Origin of the sequence: Streptomyces adelaidensis (assembly GCF_016598475.1) — a bacterium.
In the GTDB taxonomy this organism is placed as follows: domain Bacteria; phylum Actinomycetota; class Actinomycetes; order Streptomycetales; family Streptomycetaceae; genus Streptomyces; species Streptomyces adelaidensis.
This window is the reverse complement of the sequence record NZ_JAEMUX010000040.1, coordinates 26,292-45,310: the sequence shown is the minus strand read 5'-3', so window position 1 is coordinate 45,310 and position 19,019 is coordinate 26,292. Positions and strand designations below refer to the sequence as shown.

19 protein-coding genes and 1 pseudogene are annotated in these 19,019 nt (G+C 71.5%); 12 read left to right on the top strand and 8 right to left on the bottom strand.

Going from position 1 to position 19,019, the window contains the following annotated elements:
- Positions 1-28 precede the first annotated feature (28 nt).
- Positions 29-955: an EamA family transporter gene (locus I8N67_RS22970; RefSeq protein ID WP_200305066.1), complete on the bottom strand. Its 927-nt coding sequence runs from the start codon at positions 953-955 to the stop codon at positions 29-31.
- 173 nt (positions 956-1,128) lie between these two features.
- Between I8N67_RS22970 and I8N67_RS22965 the strand changes: the two genes are divergently transcribed.
- Complete coding sequence (locus tag I8N67_RS22965; protein WP_200305065.1) at positions 1,129-1,629, top strand: MarR family winged helix-turn-helix transcriptional regulator; 501 nt, start codon at positions 1,129-1,131, stop codon at positions 1,627-1,629.
- 7 nt (positions 1,630-1,636) lie between these two features.
- Here I8N67_RS22965 and I8N67_RS22960 read toward each other — a convergent pair whose 3' ends face one another.
- On the bottom strand, positions 1,637-3,151 hold the full coding sequence (locus tag I8N67_RS22960; RefSeq protein WP_200305064.1) for an FAD-dependent monooxygenase: 1,515 nt from the start codon (positions 3,149-3,151) through the stop codon (positions 1,637-1,639).
- Between the two features lie 108 nt (positions 3,152-3,259).
- Between I8N67_RS22960 and I8N67_RS22955 the strand changes: the two genes are divergently transcribed.
- Positions 3,260-3,850 carry a TetR/AcrR family transcriptional regulator gene (locus tag I8N67_RS22955; protein ID WP_200305063.1) on the top strand — a complete coding sequence of 197 codons (591 nt, stop codon included), beginning with the start codon at positions 3,260-3,262 and terminating at the stop codon, positions 3,848-3,850.
- 87 nt (positions 3,851-3,937) lie between these two features.
- Here I8N67_RS22955 and I8N67_RS22950 read toward each other — a convergent pair whose 3' ends face one another.
- The 3 genes from I8N67_RS22950 to I8N67_RS22940 form a co-directional block, all read right to left on the bottom strand.
- On the bottom strand, positions 3,938-4,189 hold the full coding sequence (locus tag I8N67_RS22950; RefSeq protein ID WP_200305062.1) for a hypothetical protein: 252 nt from the start codon (positions 4,187-4,189) through the stop codon (positions 3,938-3,940).
- A 309-nt stretch (positions 4,190-4,498) separates the two neighbouring features.
- Positions 4,499-6,601 (bottom strand): 4-alpha-glucanotransferase, encoded by a 2,103-nt coding sequence (gene malQ / locus I8N67_RS22945; protein ID WP_200305061.1) that lies wholly within the window; start codon positions 6,599-6,601, stop codon positions 4,499-4,501.
- Entirely contained in the window at positions 6,602-6,838 is a 237-nt protein-coding gene (locus I8N67_RS22940; RefSeq protein WP_200305060.1) for a hypothetical protein, read from the bottom strand.
- Positions 6,839-7,039: 201 nt separating this feature from the next.
- Here I8N67_RS22940 and I8N67_RS22935 point away from each other — a divergent pair, with 201 nt between their 5' ends.
- Genes I8N67_RS22935 through I8N67_RS22925 form a run of 3 tightly spaced genes read left to right on the top strand, consistent with a single transcriptional unit; the run spans position 7,040 to position 9,650 of the window.
- A complete protein-coding gene (locus I8N67_RS22935; RefSeq protein WP_200305059.1) occupies positions 7,040-7,573 on the top strand; it encodes a PadR family transcriptional regulator in 534 nt (177 codons plus the stop codon).
- Positions 7,570-8,292, top strand: a complete 723-nt coding sequence (locus I8N67_RS22930) for an ABC transporter ATP-binding protein (protein WP_200305058.1) — start codon at positions 7,570-7,572, stop codon at positions 8,290-8,292. The genes I8N67_RS22935 and I8N67_RS22930 overlap by 4 nt, the downstream gene beginning before the upstream one ends.
- Before the next feature lie 5 nt (positions 8,293-8,297).
- Complete coding sequence (locus I8N67_RS22925; RefSeq protein ID WP_234046129.1) at positions 8,298-9,650, top strand: ABC transporter permease; 1,353 nt, start codon at positions 8,298-8,300, stop codon at positions 9,648-9,650.
- 55 nt (positions 9,651-9,705) lie between these two features.
- Here the strand turns inward: I8N67_RS22925 and I8N67_RS22920 are convergent, their stop codons facing one another.
- A complete protein-coding gene (locus I8N67_RS22920; RefSeq protein ID WP_200305056.1) occupies positions 9,706-10,320 on the bottom strand; it encodes a Uma2 family endonuclease in 615 nt (204 codons plus the stop codon).
- Between the two features lie 201 nt (positions 10,321-10,521).
- Entirely contained in the window at positions 10,522-11,619 is a 1,098-nt protein-coding gene (locus I8N67_RS22915; RefSeq protein WP_200305055.1) for a mechanosensitive ion channel family protein, read from the bottom strand.
- Between the two features lie 316 nt (positions 11,620-11,935).
- Between I8N67_RS22915 and I8N67_RS22910 the strand changes: the two genes are divergently transcribed.
- The 3 genes and pseudogenes from I8N67_RS22910 to I8N67_RS22900 form a co-directional block, all read left to right on the top strand.
- Positions 11,936-12,472 carry an HNH endonuclease gene (locus I8N67_RS22910; RefSeq protein ID WP_200305054.1) on the top strand — a complete coding sequence of 179 codons (537 nt, stop codon included), beginning with the start codon at positions 11,936-11,938 and terminating at the stop codon, positions 12,470-12,472.
- Positions 12,473-12,738: 266 nt separating this feature from the next.
- On the top strand, positions 12,739-13,575 hold the full coding sequence (locus I8N67_RS22905) for a hypothetical protein (protein ID WP_200305053.1): 837 nt from the start codon (positions 12,739-12,741) through the stop codon (positions 13,573-13,575).
- A gap of 189 nt (positions 13,576-13,764) precedes the next feature.
- Positions 13,765-14,264 (top strand): annotated as a pseudogene (locus I8N67_RS22900) (helix-turn-helix transcriptional regulator); the annotation flags it as partial.
- Between the two features lie 39 nt (positions 14,265-14,303).
- Here I8N67_RS22900 and I8N67_RS22895 read toward each other — a convergent pair.
- Positions 14,304-15,605 (bottom strand): RNA-guided endonuclease InsQ/TnpB family protein, encoded by a 1,302-nt coding sequence (locus I8N67_RS22895; RefSeq protein WP_200305052.1) that lies wholly within the window; start codon positions 15,603-15,605, stop codon positions 14,304-14,306.
- A gap of 28 nt (positions 15,606-15,633) precedes the next feature.
- Between I8N67_RS22895 and I8N67_RS22890 the strand changes: the two genes are divergently transcribed.
- From I8N67_RS22890 to I8N67_RS22875, 4 genes are read left to right on the top strand one after another with little or no spacing between them, the layout of a single operon-like run.
- Positions 15,634-15,780, top strand: coding sequence for an Arc family DNA-binding protein (locus I8N67_RS22890; RefSeq protein ID WP_200305051.1), 147 nt, complete (start codon positions 15,634-15,636; stop codon positions 15,778-15,780).
- A gap of 59 nt (positions 15,781-15,839) precedes the next feature.
- Positions 15,840-16,661 (top strand): carbohydrate ABC transporter permease, encoded by an 822-nt coding sequence (locus I8N67_RS22885; protein WP_372443782.1) that lies wholly within the window; start codon positions 15,840-15,842, stop codon positions 16,659-16,661.
- Between the two features lie 7 nt (positions 16,662-16,668).
- The gene (locus tag I8N67_RS22880; protein WP_200305050.1) at positions 16,669-17,934 is read left to right on the top strand and encodes a 6-phospho-beta-glucosidase; all 1,266 of its coding nucleotides are present in this window, start codon (positions 16,669-16,671) and stop codon (positions 17,932-17,934) included.
- Positions 17,931-18,923, top strand: a complete 993-nt coding sequence (locus I8N67_RS22875; protein WP_307835325.1) for an N-acetylglucosamine kinase — start codon at positions 17,931-17,933, stop codon at positions 18,921-18,923. The genes I8N67_RS22880 and I8N67_RS22875 overlap by 4 nt, the downstream gene beginning before the upstream one ends.
- Positions 18,924-19,019 lie beyond the last annotated feature (96 nt).

The following is a 19,019-nucleotide window of genomic DNA, read 5'->3' as shown; positions in this document are numbered from 1 at the left end:
CCGGTGGGTTCACCGGGCGCCCCCCTTTTCATGCGCGCACGCGGGTGGACGTCGGGGGTGCGGTCGAAGGCTGCGGCTGCGGCGGAGAAGGCGCCCGGCGGGGCTGGAGCTGGCCGAAGACCGTCGCTCCGAACGCCACGGCCATGCCCGTCAGCTGGAGCGGGGTGAGCGACTGGCCGAGGGCCGCCCAGCCGACCACCGCGGCGGTCAGCGGGGAGAGGGGGCCGAGGAAGGTGACCTGGGTGGCGGCCAGGCGGCCGATGCCCCGGAACCAGAGCCAGTAGGAGACGGCGGTGTTGGCGAGGGCGAGGTAGAGGTAGCCGCCGATCGCCCGGCCGTCCAGGGCGGGTGGCGCTCCCTCGACGAGGAAGGCGATCGGGGCGATCAGGAGGCCGCCGGCGGTCAGCTGCCAGGCGGTGAGGGCCAGGGGGCCGACGCCGTCGGGGCGCCCCCAGCGCTTGGTGAGGACCGTGCCGGTGGACATGGAGGCGGTGGAGGCGAGCGCCGCGAGCAGGCCGACCGGGTCCAGCGCGCCAGCCGCCTTCAGTACGACCAGGCTGACGCCGAGGGCCGCCGCGATCCCGGTGAGCAGTGTCCTTACGGTCGGCCGCTCCCCCAGCAGTACGGTCGCCAGCCCCGCGACGAACAGCGGCCCGACCGAGCCGACCACCGCCGCCATCCCGCCCGGCAGCCGGTACGCGGAGAGGAAGAGGAGCGGGAAGAAGGCGCCGATGTTCAGCGCGCCCAGCACCGCGGCCTTCCCCCACCAGATCCCGCGCGGCAGTGTGCGCGACATCGCCAGGAGCACCAGGCCCGCCGGGAGCGCGCGGACCAGGCCCGTGAACAGGGGGCGGTCGGCCGGCAGGAACTCCGTGGTGACGGCGTAGGTGGTGCCCCAGGAGATGGGGGCCAGGGCGGTGAGAGCTATGAGGGGGAGGCGGTTGGGGGTCGTCATGGGGTGCGCCCTTCGCGGCGGCGGCGGGTGTCGGGGTCGGGATGCGGTCGGGGTTTCGCGGTCGTCGTGGCGGCACGGTCGAGATTAGGTCGGCAGCAAGTAGCTTAGCGCTAAGCAACTTGCCGTCAAGCCGCTTTCTTGCGACCGACCGGCCCACGGCCGATACTCGATCCATGACCAACTCCCCCAAGGACCCCGTCGACGCGATCATCGACCAGTGGGCGGTGGTGCGGCCCGACCTCGACACCACCCCGGTGGAGGTCTTCGGGCGCGTCTACCGGCTCGCGCGGGCGCTCGGCGACCGGACGGAGAAGGCATACGGGCGGTTCGGGATCTCGCGCGGCGAGTTCGACGTGCTCGCGACCCTGCGGCGGGCCGGCGAGCCGCACACGCTCTCGCCGCGCGAGCTCTCCGCGACCCTGATGCTCACCACCGGCGGCATGACCGGCCGCCTCGACAAACTCGAACGCGCGGGTCTGCTCCGCCGCTCCCCCGACCCGCACGACCGCCGCGCCCTCCAGGTCACCCTCACCGACGAGGGCCTGCGCCTGATCGACGAGGCGGTCGGCGCGGGACTGGCCGTCCAGACCGAGGCCCTTTCCCACCTGAACGAGGAACAGGCCGGCCAACTGGCCGACCTGCTCAGAACGTTGGTGGTGGGGACAGGGGCGTGAGCGTCGCTCAGCGAGCCGTCCGGGCGGCCGGCTGAGAAGCGGCGCCCAGCCACACCTTCAGCGCCGCCTCGACCACCGCCGCGTCCGCGTCCTCCCCCGCCCAGGCCACGTACCCGTCGGGCCGCACGAGGACCGTCGCACGGCGGTCACTCGTCCAGTTCTCGGTGGCGAGGCGGTCCTTGTGGGCCTCGGCGGTGACGGGTGCGGGCTCGCCGCACGGGGTGACGAGGACGAAGCGGCCGCCGCGCAGGGACTCGTGGAGGCGGCCGCCGGTGACGGAGACGTCGGGGACCCGGGTGCCGGTCAGGCGGTGGGCGCCCCGGGGGGCCGGGTAGGCGTAGCCGATGCCGGTGACCTGGCCGGTCATGCGGGTGCGGGCGGGGCCGACGTGGTCGAGGAGGGTGGTGAGAGCGGACCGGAACGCCAGCATCCAGGGCGACTTGGCCATGGCGAGTCGGACGATGCCGCCACTGCTGCGGAGCACTGCCTTGCCGACGGGGTGGCGCTCGGACTCGTAGGTGTCGAGGAGTGCGGGGTCCGCGTGGCCGCCCAGGACGGCGGCGAGCTTCCAGCTCAGGTTCGCGGCGTCCTGCATGCCGGTGTTCATGCCCTGGCCGCCGGCCGGGGTGTGGACGTGGGCGGCGTCGCCGGCCAGGAAGACCCGGCCCACCCGGTACGCGGGTGCCTGGCGCTCGTCGCTGTGGAAGCGGGACATCCAGCGGGCGTCGCGCATGCCGTAGTCGCGGCCGAGCGCGAGCCGGGTGATCTTCCTGACCTCGTCGAGGTCGAGCGGTTCGCCGTCGGCCACGTCGTGGTCCCGGTGCCAGCCGATGACCCGGTAGTAGCCGTCGCCGAGGGGCGCGATGAAGGCGAAGGCGTCACCGACCGCGTTCGCGGTCAGCACCTGCGCCGGCTCCTCGTCGAGCCGTACGTCCGCGAGGATCACGGAACGGATGACCGACTTGCCGGGGAACGGCAGCCCGATCGCCGTACGGACCGCGCTGCGGTGGCCGTCCGTGCCGACGACGTACCCGGCGGTCAGCCGCTCGGTCCCGCCGTCCGCGACTCGCGCCACCACGGTGACCACGTCCGCGCCCACGTCCGCGCCCGCGCCTGAGCCCTGTTCGATCGCCGTCACCTCCGTCTCGTACCGGAACCGCACCCCGGCCTCCACCGCGCGCCGCTCCAGGACCTTCTCCACCTCGTACTGCGGGATCACGAGCAGATGATTGAAGCGGGAGGGGAGGGTGTCGAGGCGTACGGAGAGACGGCCGAAGAGGTTGATCCGGTCGAGGGTCTGCCCCTTGGCCTCCATCTCGTCGGCGAGGCCACGGGCGTCGAGCTGCTCCAGGGTCCGGGCGTGCACGACGAAGGCGCGGGACAGGTTGCTGATCTGGTGGCGGCGCTTCTCGACGAGGGTGACCGGGACGCCGGCGGCGGCGAGATCACCGGCCAGCAGCAGGCCGGTGGGGCCGGCGCCTACGACGATGACCTCGCTGGTGTTGCCGTTCTTGCCGTTCATGGCGGCCTCCTGCCACAGTTGTTGGTCAACGGTTGTTGGCCAACGCCTGTTGTCAACGTAGAGACCCGTCTCTGGACTGTCAACAGCTGTTGGCCTACGTTTGTTGGCATGACCGATACGGAAGCCGCCACAGCCCCCCGCCGCTCCGACGCCACCCGGCACGCGATCCTCCGAGCCGCGCGCGAGCGGTTCGCGGCCGACGGATACGACCGGGCCACCATCCGGGCGATCGCCAAGGACGCGCGGATCGACCCGTCGATGGTCATGCGGTACTACGGCTCGAAGGAGGGGCTCTACGCGGCGGCGCTCGACGTCGACCTGCGGCTGCCCGACCCCGCCGCGTTCGATCCGCAGGACGTGGGCCGGGTGCTGGTGAGCCACTTCCTCGACCTCTGGGAGTCGAACGAGATGCTCAGCGCGATGCTCCGGGTCGGTGCCACCAGCGAGGCGGGCGCCGAGCGGATGCAGGGGGTCTTCCGGGACCAGTTGCTGCCGCTCGCCCGGCACATGTGCCCGGACCCCGAGCAGGCCGCGACCCGGGCGGCGCTCTGCTCCTCACAGGTGCTGGGGCTGGCGCTCACTCGCTACATCCTGCGGTTCCGGCCCGTGGTCGCGCTCAGCCGTGAGGAGATTGTGGAGTGGCTGGGGCCGACGGTGCAGCGGTATCTCACGGCGCCGTATCCGACGCCGTATCCCTAGGACCGAGGGGCCCCGGAACACACCGAGGGCACCCTCCGCGCATACGGGCGGAGGGTGCCCTCGGTCAAAGTGCCGGAACGGTGGAGGTCAGGCCTTCGCCTTGGCCTTCGGCTGCCGGTCCGTGGACCCGTCCAGGACCATGACCAGGCCGGCGATCACCGCGAACAGCGCGAGCGGCGCCGCCACGTAGAGGCCGAGCGTCTCGATCACGCTCAGGCCCGGGCCCGGGTCGTCGCCGTCGTCGGGGGTCAGCGCGAGCGCGGGGGACGACATGAGCAGCATCATCAGCGTCGTACCGGCGGCCAGTGCACCGGCGCGCAGAGCGTTCTTCTTGTCCACGGGGTCAAGGTATCCAACGGCGGGAAGGTACGCGCGTCCGGGGTGCGCTTCCGGGAGCCGGGGAGGCGCCGTTGGGGCTTGGGTCGAGCGTCGACTGCGGGTAGTGGTGGGTCGCTCGCGCAGTTCCCCGCGCCCCGTGAAAACCCCGGGCGAGCCCCACACCCTCAGGGGCGCGAGGAACTGCGCGAGCAACCACACACCACCCGCACCCCAAAACACGCCGGCACCCCCACTTCCAGGGGCGCGGGGAACTGCGCGACCAGCCCCCACCGACCCGCACCCGAGAACGCACCCCACCCGCCCAAACCCTCACGCACCCCTCAGCACATCCACCAACGCACGCAGCCGAGGCGACGCCGCCAGCTCCTCCAACGTCACCGGGCGGCCGTCCGCGTCGGCGATGGGGAGGCGCCAGTTCGGGTACTGGTCCCACGTGCCGGGGAGATTCTGGGGGCGGCGGTCGCCGACGGTGTCGGGGAGCCAGAGGCCGACCATGCGGGCCGGGGTGCGCAGCAGGAACCGGTGGAGGCCCTGGATCTCGGCCTCCTCGGAGGACGCGGAGCGCCCGCCGCTCGCGCCGTCGAGGAGGCCGAGGCGGGACAGCAGGGCCAGCCACTCCCCCGTGTCGGCGGCGGCCTCGGCGCGCTCCTCGTCCAGGGACCGGGCGAGCAGGCCCAGGCCGTGGCGGAGGTCGACGTGGTCGCAGGTCAGCCGGGAGGCGGTGGGCGGGAGGTCGTGGGTGGTGGCGGTGGCGAGGCAGTTCGCGCGCCACCGCTCGGGCGGGAGGGGGCGGCCCGTGCCCTCCCAGTCACGTTCGAACCACAGCACGGAGGTGCCCAGCACACCGCGCGCGTCCAGGACCTCGCGTACGCCGGGCTCGACGGTCCCCAGGTCCTCGCCGATGACCAGGGCGCCGGCCCGTGAGGCCTCCAGGACGAGGATCGCGAGCATGGCGTCGGCGTCGTAGCGGACGTACGTACCCTCCGTCGGTGCCTGGCCCTGCGGGACCCACCACAGGCGGAAGAGGCCCATGACGTGGTCGATGCGGAGGGCGCCCGCGTGCCGCAGGAGTGCGCGCAGGAGGCGGCGGTACGGGGCGTAGCCGGACTCGGCGAGGCGGTCGGGGCGCCAGGGGGGCAGGCCCCAGTCCTGGCCCCGGGAGTTGAAGGCGTCGGGGGGTGCGCCGATGGACATGCCGGCCGCGAAGTACTCCTGCTGGGCCCAGGCGTCGGCGCCGCCGGGATGGACGCCGACCGCGAGGTCGTGGACCAGGCCGATCGGCATGTCGGCGTCGCGTGCGGAGCGTTGCGCGGTGCCGAGCTGGGCGTCGGTGAGCCAGGCGAGCCGGGCGTGGAGGTCGACGCGGTCCATCAACTCGCCGCGTGCGCGGGCGGTTTCGGGGGAGCGTGGGTCGCGCAGGCCGGCCGGCCACCGCTGCCAGTCGGAGCCGTACACCTCCGCGAGCGCGCACCAGGTGGCGTGGTCCTCCAGCGCCTCGCCCTCCTCGGCGAGGAAGTCGCAGTACGCGGCCCGCCGTCCGGGCCCGAGCGGCACGGCACGCACCAGCTCCAGCGCCTCCCGCTTGGCCTCCCACACCGCGTCCCGGTCGATCAGCTCTCCCTTGGACAGGACGGCCTCCCGCAGCCGCGCGGCCCGTTCCAGCAGTGCGCCGAGGCGGTCGCGGGCCTCGGCGGACGCGAGGGCGTACGGGTATTCCGGGACGTCCTCGACACGCAGATGGACGGGGTCGGGGTAGCGGCGGGAGGAGGGGCGGTACGGGGAGGGGTCGGTGGGGGCGCCGGGTACGGCCGCGTGCAACGGGTTGACCTGGACGAATCCGGCACCGAGGGCGCGGCCGGCCCAGGCGGTGAGTTCGGCGAGGTCGCTGAGGTCGCCCATGCCCCAACCACGGTGGGAGAGGAGGGAGTAGAGCTGGACCAGGAGGCCGTACGTGCGGCCTGGCGGCGCGGGCAGCCGGGGCGGGGCGACGACGAGGTGGGCCTCGGCGGTGCGGCCGTCGGGGGCGGTGGCGCGCAGCGTGTGCACGCCCGGGGGCAACTTCTCGACGCCGGAACGGAGTTCGCCCTGCTCGGTCTCGATGCGCAGCCGGGTGCCGTCCGGGAGGGCGGTCAGCGCGGCGGGGGGTTCGGCACCGGCCCAGCAGACCACCGTCGGCGGCAACAGGCGCTCGCCCACCTGCCGTTCGCGTGCGGCGAGGGCGGCCAGTACGGCCTCGGGTGTGCTCGCGTCGACGTCCAGCGCGGCGAGGGCCGCGACGACCGCGCCGTCCGAGGCCGCGACCGTACGGTCCGGGGAGGGGCGGTAGGAGGTGGCGACGCCGTGCAGCGCGGCCAGCCGGGTCAGGGGTGTTTCCGGCGGCGGCCCGCCGGAATCGGTTGGGAGTGGTGGCATCTAGACCCCCGATGCGGCGCCGTGGGACGTGGGTTCGCTGGTGAGAGGGGCCGCGTCGGTGAGGGGCGGCTCGCTGGTGAGGGGTGCGGCGTCGGGGAGCGGGGGCTCGCTGGTGAGCGGGACGTCCGCGCAGGGGCCCTCGGCGCTGAAGACACAGACATGGGGTTCGTGGAGGGCGAAGGGCTCCGCCACGCGTTTGGAGCGGGCCGGGGTCGGAAGGTGTGCCGGTGCGGCCACGGGGGCCTCCTTGTCGTCGTACGGCGGTGGGGTGCGGGTCCGGGGTACTCCAGCCCTACCCCGTGGGCGCCGCCGCAGACGTGGGCGGGGGGACATCGTGGTTTTGTTCACTCCCGGCGGGACGGCTTCACCAGAACCTTTCACCGTCTCCCCCCGACCAGCTATTCACTCAGTACATATACTCAGTGCATACTGGTCTCCATGAGCACCCGCCACATTCTGTTGGGGCTGCTCGCCGGTGGGCCGAGCCATGGCTACGACCTCAAGCGACGGCACGACGAACGCTTCCCGCAGGCCCGCCCGCTGGCCTATGGGCAGGTCTACACGACCCTGCAACGGCTGGTCCGCGACGGACTCGCCGAGATCGACGGCACCGAGGCGGACAGCGGTCCGGAGCGGACGATGTACCGCTCGACGGACGACGGGGCGCGCGAGCTGGCCACATGGGCCGGGGAGATCGCGCCGCCCGCGCCGTTCGTGACGAACGAGATCTTCGCCAAGCTCGTCGTCTCGATCCTCGCCGGCGGTGATCCGGCGGCCTATCTGCTGGCGCAGCGCACCGCGCACATGGCGCGGATGCGGGAGCTGACGGCCGTGAAGACCTCGCCGGCCGCCGATCTCGCGACCGTGCTCTCGGCGGACTTCGCCCTCAACCACCTCGACGCCGACCTGCGCTGGATGAACACCACCGCGGCCCGGCTGACCAATCTGACCGCGGAGGTCGACGCAGCATGAGTGACCACAATCCCAGCACCGTGCCGCTGCTCGCGGCCCGTGGCCTCGTCAAGGAGCACGGCAGGACGCGGGCGCTGCGCGGCGCCTCGGTGGAGCTGGGCTCGGGCGAGATCCTGGCCGTCACCGGGGCCAGCGGCAGTGGCAAGTCCACGTTGCTGCACTGCCTGGCGGGGATCGTCCGGCCGGACGAGGGCTCGGTGGCGTACGCGGGGAACCGGCTCGACCAGCTGCCCGAGAAGCAGCTCAGCGAGTTGCGCCGGACGGACTTCGGGATCGTCTTCCAGTTCGGGCAGCTGATACCGGAGCTGACGGCCGTCGACAATGTCGCGCTGCCGCTGCTGCTGACCGGCACCGCCCGGAAGGAGGCGCGGGAGCGGGCCGGTGAGTGGCTGGAGCGGTTCGGCGTACGGGGCCAGGAGGAGCAGCGGCCCGGTGAGATGAGCGGCGGCCAGGCGCAGCGGGTGTCGCTGGCGCGGGCGCTGGTGACCGGACCGAAGGTGGTGTTCGCGGACGAGCCGACAGGCGCGCTGGACTCGCTGGCGAGCGAGCAGGTGATGGCGGCACTGGTGCACACGGCCCGGGAGTCCGGCACGGCGGTGCTGCTGATCACGCACGACGCGCTGACCGCGGCGTACGCGGACCGCGAGGTCACCCTGAAGGACGGCGTCGTGGTCTCCGCGGCCGACGCGGCCATGGGGTCGCTGGGGGTGTCCCAGTGAGCACGATGGCGAACGATCTCCGACTCGCGGTCCTGCTGACACAGGGCTCGGACCGGCGCGAATGGTGGCGGGTGACGCTGACGGGGGTAGGGGCGGCGCTGGCGACCGGGTTCGGGACGGCCGCGGCCGCGCTGGCCTCGTTGGAGGGCCAATATCACGTGGACATGGCCAGCGGGCTGCTGGATCACCCCGGTGAGCGCTCCGGGGTGATCGCCGCCCTGCTGCTCCTGCTGATCCCGGTGCTCGGGTTCCTCGGCCAGTGCACCCGCGTGGGCGCCGTGCACCGCGACCGGCGGCTCGCCGGGCTGCGGCTCGCCGGCGCGTCGGCGGGTCAGGTGCGCCGGATCGCCGCTCTGGAGACGGGGGTGGCGTGTCTGGTCGGTTCGATGGTGGCCACAGTCTTCTTCGTGTTGTTCCTGCTGAGCCGGTGGCAGAGCCCTCCGGCCCTGGCCTGGGTCGGGATCGCCCTGGTGGCGCTGGGCGTGCCGGTGCTGGGCGCGACCGCGAGCGTGCTGGCGCTGCGCCGGGTGGTGGCCTCGCCGCTGGGCTGGGTGCGCCGGGTGACGCCGAGCACGGGCCGGGGGCCCGGGTGGGTGCTCCTGGGAGCGGTGGCGTTGCTGGTGCTCACGGCGCTCCTGGCCGTCGCCAACACCAACAGGGACATGCCCGACTACAAGTCCGGCCGGGCTCCGCTGATTCTCTGCGGCGCGCTGCTCGCATTGGGCGCGGGCGCGATACTGCTGTCGGGCGCGGTCTCGAAGCTCACCGGTCGGCTGCTCGCCGCCCGTACCGAGAATCCGGCGGTGCTGATCGCCGCCGAGCGGCTGCGCGACGACCCGTGGGCTTCGGCCCGCACGCACGCGGCCGTCCTCCTGGGGACCGTCGTCGGCACCGGTTTCATCGGTGTTCGACAGGCGCTGCTCGCGGAGGTGAACGGCACGAAGCATCTCGCCGAGGACGCGGCCTTCTACACGACCGGTGTGGACCTGGTCGCCGCCGCGATCCTTGTCGGCTTCGCCATCACCCTCTTCGGGCTGGCCGTCGGAGCCGCCGAGTCGCTCGCCACCCGCCGCCGGGGGCTCGCCGCGCAGATCGCCGCCGGGGTGCCGTACGGGGTTCTGGGCCGTGCCCTGCTCCTGGAGACGGCCCTGCCGCTGGCACCCTCGATGCTGGTGGCCGGCACCGGCGGAACGGCGATCGCCTTCTGGTACGCCATGGCTGTCAGCGATTTCACGGTCATCCCGTACGGGGCGCTCCTGGTCCCCCTCGCGGTCTACGGGGCCTGCCTGCTGGCGGCGGCCACATCCCTGCCGCTGCTGCGCAGGTCGATACACCCGAGAGAGCTGCGCTACACGTAGCGATTCCGAGAGCTCGGCGTCCCGGAGGTACGGGGGTCCTTCCGGGGCGCCGTTGTCAGCGGAAGGGGGCCGTGTCCAGGGCGGGGTAGGGCGCGGGGAGCGGGAGCGGATCGCCGAGGTCGATCTTCACTTCGCCGCTGTAGTAGGCCTCGGTGGGGTCCTCGCCGGGCAGGACCGGGTCGGTGTAGCAGTGGGCCGTGTTGGCGTGGCGGTTGATCAGGACGTAGACGGGGATACCTGTCGCCGCATAGGTGCGTAGCTTCGGGCCGGTGTCCGTCTCGTGGTTGGTGGAGGTGACCTCGCCGACCAGGTCGATCATGTCGATGGGGTACCACCCCTTGTGAGCCTTGCGGTAAGAGATGTCGAGTTCACTCGGCTCACGGCGCAGGACGTAGAAGTCGGGGACGAGCAGGGACATCGTCGTGCTGTCCTTGTGGGCGGCGCGGAAGCCCAGCTGCATGGCGGCCAGGGCGAAGCCGCTGGTGCGGAGCTGAAAAGCCAGGCGGAAGGCGCCGTCGCTGTGGTTGAAGTCCGGCTGCGGCGGCACGATGACCGTCCCCTCGACATACTCGGGCCGAATCGGCATCGGTGACGCCTCTTCGAACACGATCAACAGGTCAATGGGGTCCACCTGCGTCATCACCGTCTCCACGATCGGTTCGGCGCTCATCCCTGGTCCTCCTCGTCGCACTGGTGCCAGGCTACGCCCGTGTCGGGTGCCCCGTCATGAGCATGGGCCACCCGTCCGACCGGTGATCCGGAATCCCACAGACGTTCACTCGAACGAGCGTGCCGAACCGTTACGGCGGCCCGGCCGAGAGGAAAACGCGGCGCCCGGCTACCGCCCGGCGCCGCTCGCCTCCCCCGCCGCCTACTTCGCCGCAGGCGCGATCGGCGTCGCCCGCTCCGACTGGGGCGACGACGTGGACGCGTACGCCGACGGGGCCGCCATGCCGGCCGTCGGGTCGGCGTCGGGGTCGTCGGCCGGGACTGCCGGGGCTCCGCCGACGATGCGGATGTCGGCGGCGTCGAAGGCCTTCTTGATGCGCCAGCGGAGTTCGCGTTCGACGGTGAGGGCCTTGCCGGGCATGGTCTTGGCCGTGACGCGGACGACCATCGACTCCAGGAGCACGTCGTCGAGGCCGAGGACCTCGATGGGGCCCCAGAGGAGCTCGTTCCAGGGGTCCTCCTTGCTCATCGCCTCGCCGACCTCCAGGAGGGTGCGGCGGACCTTGTCGAGGTCCTCGCCGTAACGGACGGTGACGTCGACGCCGGCCGTGGCCCAGCCCTGGGAGAGGTTGCCGATGCGCTTGACCTCGCCGTTGCGGACGTACCAGATCTCTCCGTTGTCGCCGCGCAGCTTGGTGACGCGCAGGCCGACCTCGATGACCTCGCCGGAGGCGACGCCCGCGTCGACGGTGTCGCCGACGCCGTACTGGTCCTCAAGGATCATGAAGACACCCGAGAGGAAGTCCGTCACGAGGTTGCGGGCGCCGAAACCGATGGCCACACCCGCGACACCCGCCGAGGCCAGCAGCGGGGCGAGGTTGATCTCGAAGGTGGCGAGGACCATGAGCGCGGCGGTGCCCATGATGAGGAAGGACGCCACCGAGCGCAGCACCGAGCCGATGGCCTGGGAGCGCTGGCGGCGGCGCTCGACGTTGACGAGCAGACCGCCGAGCGTGGAGCCCTCGACGCCGGGGACCGAGCGGTTCATCCGGTCTATGAGCTTGGTGATCGCCCGCCGGACGAACACTCTCAGCACCGCCGCTATGACCACGATCAGCAGGACGCGGAGACCGATGGCCAGCCACGTGGACCAGTTCTCCTCCACCCAGCTGGCGGCGTTGGTCGCGCTCTCCTGCGCGTCGTCCAGCGACGGCACGGCCGGTGTCGTCGACGTCTCCGAGGGAGACGGCGACGGCGTGGCGGCGGCCAGCAGGACGGACAGGGAAGAAACGGACGACACGGCGGGTACCTCCAGGTGCGATATCTGCCCTCCGGTACGGCGGTCAAGATCCGTCGGGTCACGGAAAGGTCACCGGACGGGCAGACCCACCACACTAACGGGGCATTGTGTGGAGGCCGTCGCCATGTTCGGGGGAGACAGGGCGCTCACCAGGGAGTGAAGGGGGCACGCGGCGGGGGATGAATGAGGGTGTGGTCGAAAACACTCCCAGCCCGTTACCGGGACATGGTGGCGCTTCCACCAGGCATGAGGGGAGACTGACTACGGATCGTCCACGGCGCGAGCCACGCGCCGCCGGCGTACAAGGAGGGCATCCGTGCCGCACGTCCTGGTCCTCAACGCGTCGTACGAGCCCCTCGGTGTCGTACCGCTCCGCCGCGCGCTCATCCTCGTCCTGGAGAACAAGGCTGTCTCCCTGGAGGAATCCGGCGCCTATCTGCACAGCGCGACCGTCACACTCCCCGCACCCAGCGTGGTCCGGCTCAAGCGATTCGTCCGGGTCCCCTATCGGGGGCCCGTTCCTCTCACCCGCCGGGCGCTGTTCGCCCGCGACGGGGGCCGGTGCATGTACTGCGGTGGCGTCGCAACCAGCGTCGACCACGTCATTCCGCGCAGTCGCGGGGGAAAGCACGTCTGGGACAACGTGGTGGCTTCCTGCCGCCGCTGCAACCACGTCAAGGCCGACCGCCATCTCGTCGAGATCGGCTGGCGGCTCCGCCACAAACCCGCCCCGCCCACCGGCCTGGCCTGGCGCATCATCGGCACCGGCCATCGGGACCCGCGCTGGCTGCCCTACCTCCAGCCATATGGCGCGGACGACGCCCTCGCCCGGATCGACGGCATTTCCGCCTGACGATCCGGTTTTTTGCATCGCCGGACGCCCCCGCCCGGGCCGAGGACGGGGCCGGGCCGCCGCCGAGTCCGCGGCCGCGGGGTGTCCGGCCTTGGCGCGCCCGCGTCACCAGCGCTTTCTTTACCGTCTTCACCGGTACTTCCTTTACCGTCTTCACAGGTACCCCGCGTTCCCCGCACAATTCTGATCGCCTAGTGTCGCCCCCATCGGTGGGCCCTTGTTCTGGAGCGCAACGCCCGGGGGCCCGCCGCGAATGTGGGGGTTACATGCGCAAGCTCGCCATAGGCGCCGTCGTGTCCGGTGCCCTGGCTCTCACCGGCCTGGCCGCGCCCGCCGCGCTGGCCGACTCGCCGGACCTGACCTTCGGCGCCGTCACGGTGAACGGCGGCAAGCCGATCGTGGTCGGCACCAAGGCCACGGTGACCGTTCCGGTCACGTACAGCTTCACCCGCCCGTCGGACCTCGTCATCAACTACGAGAACAACTTCCTGGGCATCGTCCTGTACCGCGGTTCGCTCGCGGACCCCGCCAACGGGCTGGAAGCCCTCTCCCAGACGCCCAAGTGCGCCCCGATCGCGACGACGGACACCACGGTGACCGAGTCGTGCACGACGACGCTCGCCGTGAACCCGCGGGAGAGTCTGAGGGCCGCCGCGGACGCCACCACCTGGAAGGCCGGCGCCTTCTACGGTCACGTGACCGTCGACAACGACGCCTCCGACGACCACATCAGCTTCGAGTCCGGCTACGACATGTGGGGCGGCCTCGGCACGGCCAAGGTGCAGCGCCTCGCCAAGGTCACCGTCAACGCCACTCCGGAGCCGGCCGTCAAGGGCAAGACTCTCACCGTCAAGGGCACGCTGACCCGCGCCGACTGGGCGAAGCGCGCCTACACCGGCTACAAGGGCCAGAAGGTGACGCTCCAGTTCAAGGCCAAGGGCGCCACCGCCTACACGGACGTCAAGACGGTCACCTCCGGCACCGCCGGGGCCCTGTCCACCACCGTGAAGGCGTCGAAGGACGGCTCCTACCGCTACAAGTTCGCCGGTACGTCCACCACCGCGGCGAAGACGTCCGCGGCGGACTACGTCGACGTGAAGTGACACCGGTCCCGCCGGTTCCACTGATGTGACATAGCGCCACCTCCCGCATCGCGGGCACCGCCCCCAGGTAACGACTCCGTTGCCAGGGGGCGGTTTTTGTTGGCCGGATATTGACGCCTCTGTGGTCTAGTCCTATCGTCCTGGCATCCGACAGGAAACTTTCCTAACAGTTGGGCGGGTGACGTACACATGGCGGGAACCCCACGCGTACTGCGTGCCATGAACGACCGCGCCGCGCTCGATCTGCTGCTGGAACACGGGCCGCTCTCCCGGACGCGGCTCGGCAAGCTGACGGGGCTGTCGAAGCCGACGGCCTCCCAGCTCCTGGCCCGGCTCGAAGCCGCCGGACTCGTGATCGCCACGGGTACCGGCGGGAGCGACTCCGGCGAGGGCCGACCCGGCCCCAACGCCCAGCTCTACGCGGTCGACCCGACCGCCGCCTACGCCGCCGGCCTCGACGTCACCCCCGAACGCGTCCTCGCCGCCGTCGCCGACATCACCGGCCGCACGGTGGGCGAGCACGCCGTCCCCACCCCCGGACGACGCCCCGCCGAACCCGTACCACGGCAGGTCACCGCCGCCCTCGACGGAGCGGTCAAGGCCGCCGGCCTCACCCGGCACGACGTGCGCCGACTGGTCATCGGGACCCCGGCGCCTTCGACCCCAACACCAGGCGGCTGCGCCACGCCCGCACGACGACTTCGTACTGCTTTGACATCCTCCCCCGCTTAAAAGAGGGGGATTCCAACCCAGGTGGGTTGAGGTTCACGGGCGTTCGAACGGCCGGTGGCCGTTGTCACCCCTCCGGCACCGGCTGAGCGCCGGGGGCGGGGGATCCCGCCCTGTCCTGCCGCGACGTTGGTTGCTGCGTTCTCGTCGGCGTTGCAGGTGAACCCGCAGGATACGCAGACGAAGTCGGCTTGGCTCTTGCGCGACTTCTTCTCGATCCAGCCGCAGGCGCTGCACCGCAGACTCGTGTAGGGGGCGGGAACGTCCTCGACCCGGCCGGGGGCCTTGTGCTCGGTGCGTTGGCGCAGCAGGCCCCAGCCCTGGGCGAGGATGCTCCGGTTCAGCCCGGACTTCTGCCGAACGTTCTTGCCGGGCTGCTCCACGGTTCCCTTCGCGGAGCGGGTCATGTTCTGGATGTTCAGCTTCTCGAACCGGATCAGGTCGAAGCTGGAGGCGAGCATCGTCGAGGTCTTCTCGCACCAGTCCTTGCGCCGGTTCGCCTCACGGGCCTTGAGCCTGGCGACCTTCGCGTACTCGGCGGTTTTCTGTTCGCTGCCCTTCGAGGCCCGCGCTGCGCGCCGCTCATGCTTGCGGATCTGTGCCCGCTCCTTGACCGTGAGCTGCGGGCAGTTCAGCTTCCGCCCGTCCGACAGGGCTGCCGTGATGGTCACGCCCCGGTCGATGCCGACGACCTCGCCCGTGCCGGGTGCGGGAGTCTCCTCGGGGATGACCGCGAATGCCGCGTGCCACTGGCCGTTGCGGTAGGTGACGCGGAACGTCTTCGCAGCCGGGAGCTTCGCGCCCTTGCCTTTGGCGCTGGGACGGAAGCGGACCCAGCCGCAGCCGGGCACCTTGACCCGCGCCCACCGCCGGTTGAGCTTCTGCACCACCACCGAGCGGCCCATGACCTGCTTGCCGGTCTTCGCATTCAGCTTCGGGCTGCCGTCCGGCCCGTACTCGGGTACGCGGTCGGTGCCGATGACGCGGAAGCCCTCATGCACGTACTTCGTGCGCCAGGTCGGCTCACCGAAGCCGGAGGTGAAGCGGGCGTTCTTGGCCTTGGCGAAGTCCTTCAGGGCCTGCTGCTGCACGTCGGCGTTCCCGGCTGCCAGCCACTCGTTCTCACGCCGGGCTTCGGTGAGCTGACGGCACTGCTCCGCGAAGCCGGGCGCGGACCTGCGGCCCGGCTTCCAGTGCGTGTGCTGCTCGACAGCCAGGTTCCAGACGTACCGGGCGTGCGCGCAGTGCAGCAGCATCTGCTCTGCCTGCTCGCTCGTTGGGTACATCCGGAATCTGGCCATGACCCCACGCTAGGGCTACCGTGACCCCATGGCAATTTTCAACTTCCGCATCCCTGACGACCTGTACGCCAAACTCAAAAGCCTTGCCTCGTCCGAAGAACGCTCCGTCAACTCCGAGTTGCTGCACCTCGTGCGACGCGCCGTCGAGTCAGGCGGCCCCGCCGAATCGCCCTGAAGGCGATTCGGACGCCTCTGCCCCGCTACGCGGGAGCGGGCATTCGCCCCAGCCCTGATATGCACCGCGCTCGCGCTGTGGGGCGTGGGCGACCTGATGGTCACCTTCATGGCCGCGCTGCTCGACGTACCGAAGGAGCACTGCTGACCTCGCTGATGAGCGGCCAGCAGGCGCTCACCCGTGACCTGGTCCCGGACACCTGGGAGTGGAGCAACTACCGCCAGGTCCTCGACACCCCGGGCTTCCTGACCTGGTGGAAGAACACCCTGATCTACGCGGGCCTCGGCACCGTCCTGACCGTGGTGTCGTCGATCCCGGTGGCGTACGCGCTCGCCAAGTTCCGCTTCCGGGGCCGCAATCTGTCGTTGATGCTGGTCATCTCGATGATGATGCTGCCGCCTCAGGTGGTCGTCATCCCGATGTACCTGTTCTGGGCGAAGCAGCTCGACCTGTCGGGCACGCTGTGGCCGCTGATCATCCCGATGGCGTTCGGCGACGCGTTCTCGATCTTCCTCCTCCGGCAGTTCCTGACGACCATCCCGAACGAGTACCTGGACGCGGCCCGGGTCGACGGCTGCGGCGAGCTGCGCACCCTGCTCCGGGTCGTCCTGCCGATGGCCAAGCCGGGCATCGCGGCCGTCGCGCTCTTCCAGTTCTTCTACGCCTGGAACGACTACTTCGGCCCGCAGATCTACGCCTCGGAGAACTCCGCCGCCTGGACGCTCAGTTACGGCCTGGAGTCCTTCAAGGGCGCGCACCACACCGACTGGAACCTGACCATGGCCGCGACCGTGCTGGTCATGGCCCCCGTGATCCTCGTGTTCTTCTTCGCTCAGAAGGCGTTCATCGAAGGCGTCACCCTGACCGGAGTTAAGGGTTGATACTGGTATGAAACTCACCGTGGTCGGCGGAGGATCGACCTACACCCCCGAACTCGTCGACGGATTCGCCAGGCTCAGGGACACCCTGCCGGTCGAGGAGCTGGTGCTCGTCGATCCGGCCGCCGGCCGACTGGAGCTGGTCGGCGGCCTGGCCCGCCGTATCTTCGCCCGTCAGGGGCACCCCGGCCGGATCGTCACCACGAGTGACCTGGACCGGGGCGTCGAGGGCGCCGACGCCGTCCTCCTGCAGCTCCGCGTCGGCGGCCAGGCCGCCCGCGAGCAGGACGAGACGTGGCCGCTGGAGTGCGGCTGCGTCGGGCAGGAGACGACCGGCGCGGGCGGCCTGGCCAAGGCGCTGCGCACGGTCCCGGTCGTCCTGGACATCGCCGAGCGGGTCCGCCGTACGAACCCGGACGCCTGGATCATCGACTTCACCAACCCGGTGGGGATCGTGACCCGCGCCCTGCTCAAGGCCGGCCACAAAGCGGTCGGACTGTGCAACGTGGCGATCGGACTGCAACGCAAGTTCGCCGCGCGTCTCGGGGTGATGCCGGCCGAGGTGCACCTGGACCATGTCGGCCTCAACCACCTCACCTGGGAGACCGGTGTCCGCCTCGGCGGCCCGTCCGGCGCGGACGTCCTGCCGAAGCTGCTGGCCGACCACGGCGACACCATCGCCGCCGACCTGCGCCTGCCCCGCCCCGTCCTGGACCGCCTCGGCGTGGTCCCCTCCTACTACCTGCGCTACTACTACGCCCACGACGAGGTCGTACGAGAGCTAAGTACGAAGCCGTCGAGGGCGGCCGAGGTCGCCGCGATGGAGCGGCAGTTGCTGGACATGTACGCCGACCCGGCGCTCGACGAGAAACCCGCGCTGCTGGCCAGGAGGGGCGGGGCCTTCTACTCGGAGGCGGCCGTCGACCTGGCCGCGTCGCTGCTGGGGGACGGGGGCAGTGCCTACCAGGTGGTGAACACCCTCAACCAGGGCACCCTGCCCTTCCTCCCCGCCGACGCGGTGATCGAGGTGCAGGCCGCCGTGAGCAGGCAGGGTGCGACCCCGCTGCCGGTGCCGGCCGTGGACCCGCTGTACGCGGGCCTGATGGCGAACGTGACCGCGTACGAGGACCTGGCCCTCGACGCGGCCCTGCGCGGCGGCCGGGACCGGGTGTTCAAGGCACTCCTCGCCCATCCCCTGATCGGGCAGTACGAGTACGCCGAGGCCCTCACCGACCGGCTGATCGCACACAACCGGGAGCACCTCGCGTGGGCGTGAGCGATACCGTGCGCGACGGCGGGCGCGCAAGCGTGCTCGCCGTCGACGCGGGCAACAGCAAGACCGACGTCGCCGTGATCGCGCCGGACGGACAGGTGGTGGGCGCGGCACGCGGTGGCGGTTTCCGCCCGCCGGCGGTGGGCGTGGCGAAGGCCGTGGACGACCTCGCGGCCGTCGTACGGCAGGCTTTCGCCGAGGCCGGGATCGGCTCGGTCGACCACGTCTCGGCGTGCCTGGCCAACGCCGACTTCCCCGTCGAGGAGGAGCGGCTGGCGACCGCGCTGCACGCGCGCGCGTGGGGCACGACCGTGGAGGTCCGCAACGACACCTTCGCGATCCTGCGGGCGGGTGTGGCCGAGCCGAGGGGCGTGGCCGTGGTCTGCGGCGCCGGCGTCAACTGCGTCGGCATGCGCCCCGACGGTCGCACCGCGCGCTTCCCGGCGCTCGGGCGCATCTCCGGCGACTGGGGCGGCGGTTGGGGCCTCGCGGAGGAGGCGATGTGGCACGCGGCACGCGCCGAGGACGGGCGGGGCGGCCCGACCGACCTGGCCCGCGCGCTGCCCGCGCACTTCGGCCTGGACTCCATGGACGCCCTGATCGAGGCCCTGCATCTGGAGCACATCCCGAACGCCCGGCGCCACGAACTCACCCCGGTCCTCTTCGCCACGGCGACCGCGGGCGACCCGGTGGCCCGCGCGCTGGTCGACCGTATGGCCGAGGAGGTGGTGGCCATGGCGGCCGTCGCCCTGACCCGCCTGGACCTCCTCGGTGAGGAGACGCCCGTCCTCCTCGGCGGCGGTGTCCTCGCCGCCCGCCATCCCCTTCTCGACGCGCGCGTGCGCGAGGCGCTGGCGGCCGCGGCGCCCAAGGCCGTCCCCCAAGTGGTCACGGCCGCCCCGGTGCTGGGCGCGGCACTGCTCGGCCTCGACCACGTGGGCGCCCTGGGCGCGGTGCACGCGCGCGTGCGGGCGCATTACGAAGGAGGGTGACCCGACGGCCCGCGCCACCTCTGGAAACTCCCCCTCGAACGCGTTCGAACCCCAGGGAACCGAACCGAACCTGAGCGCGTATTCATGGGAAGGGGG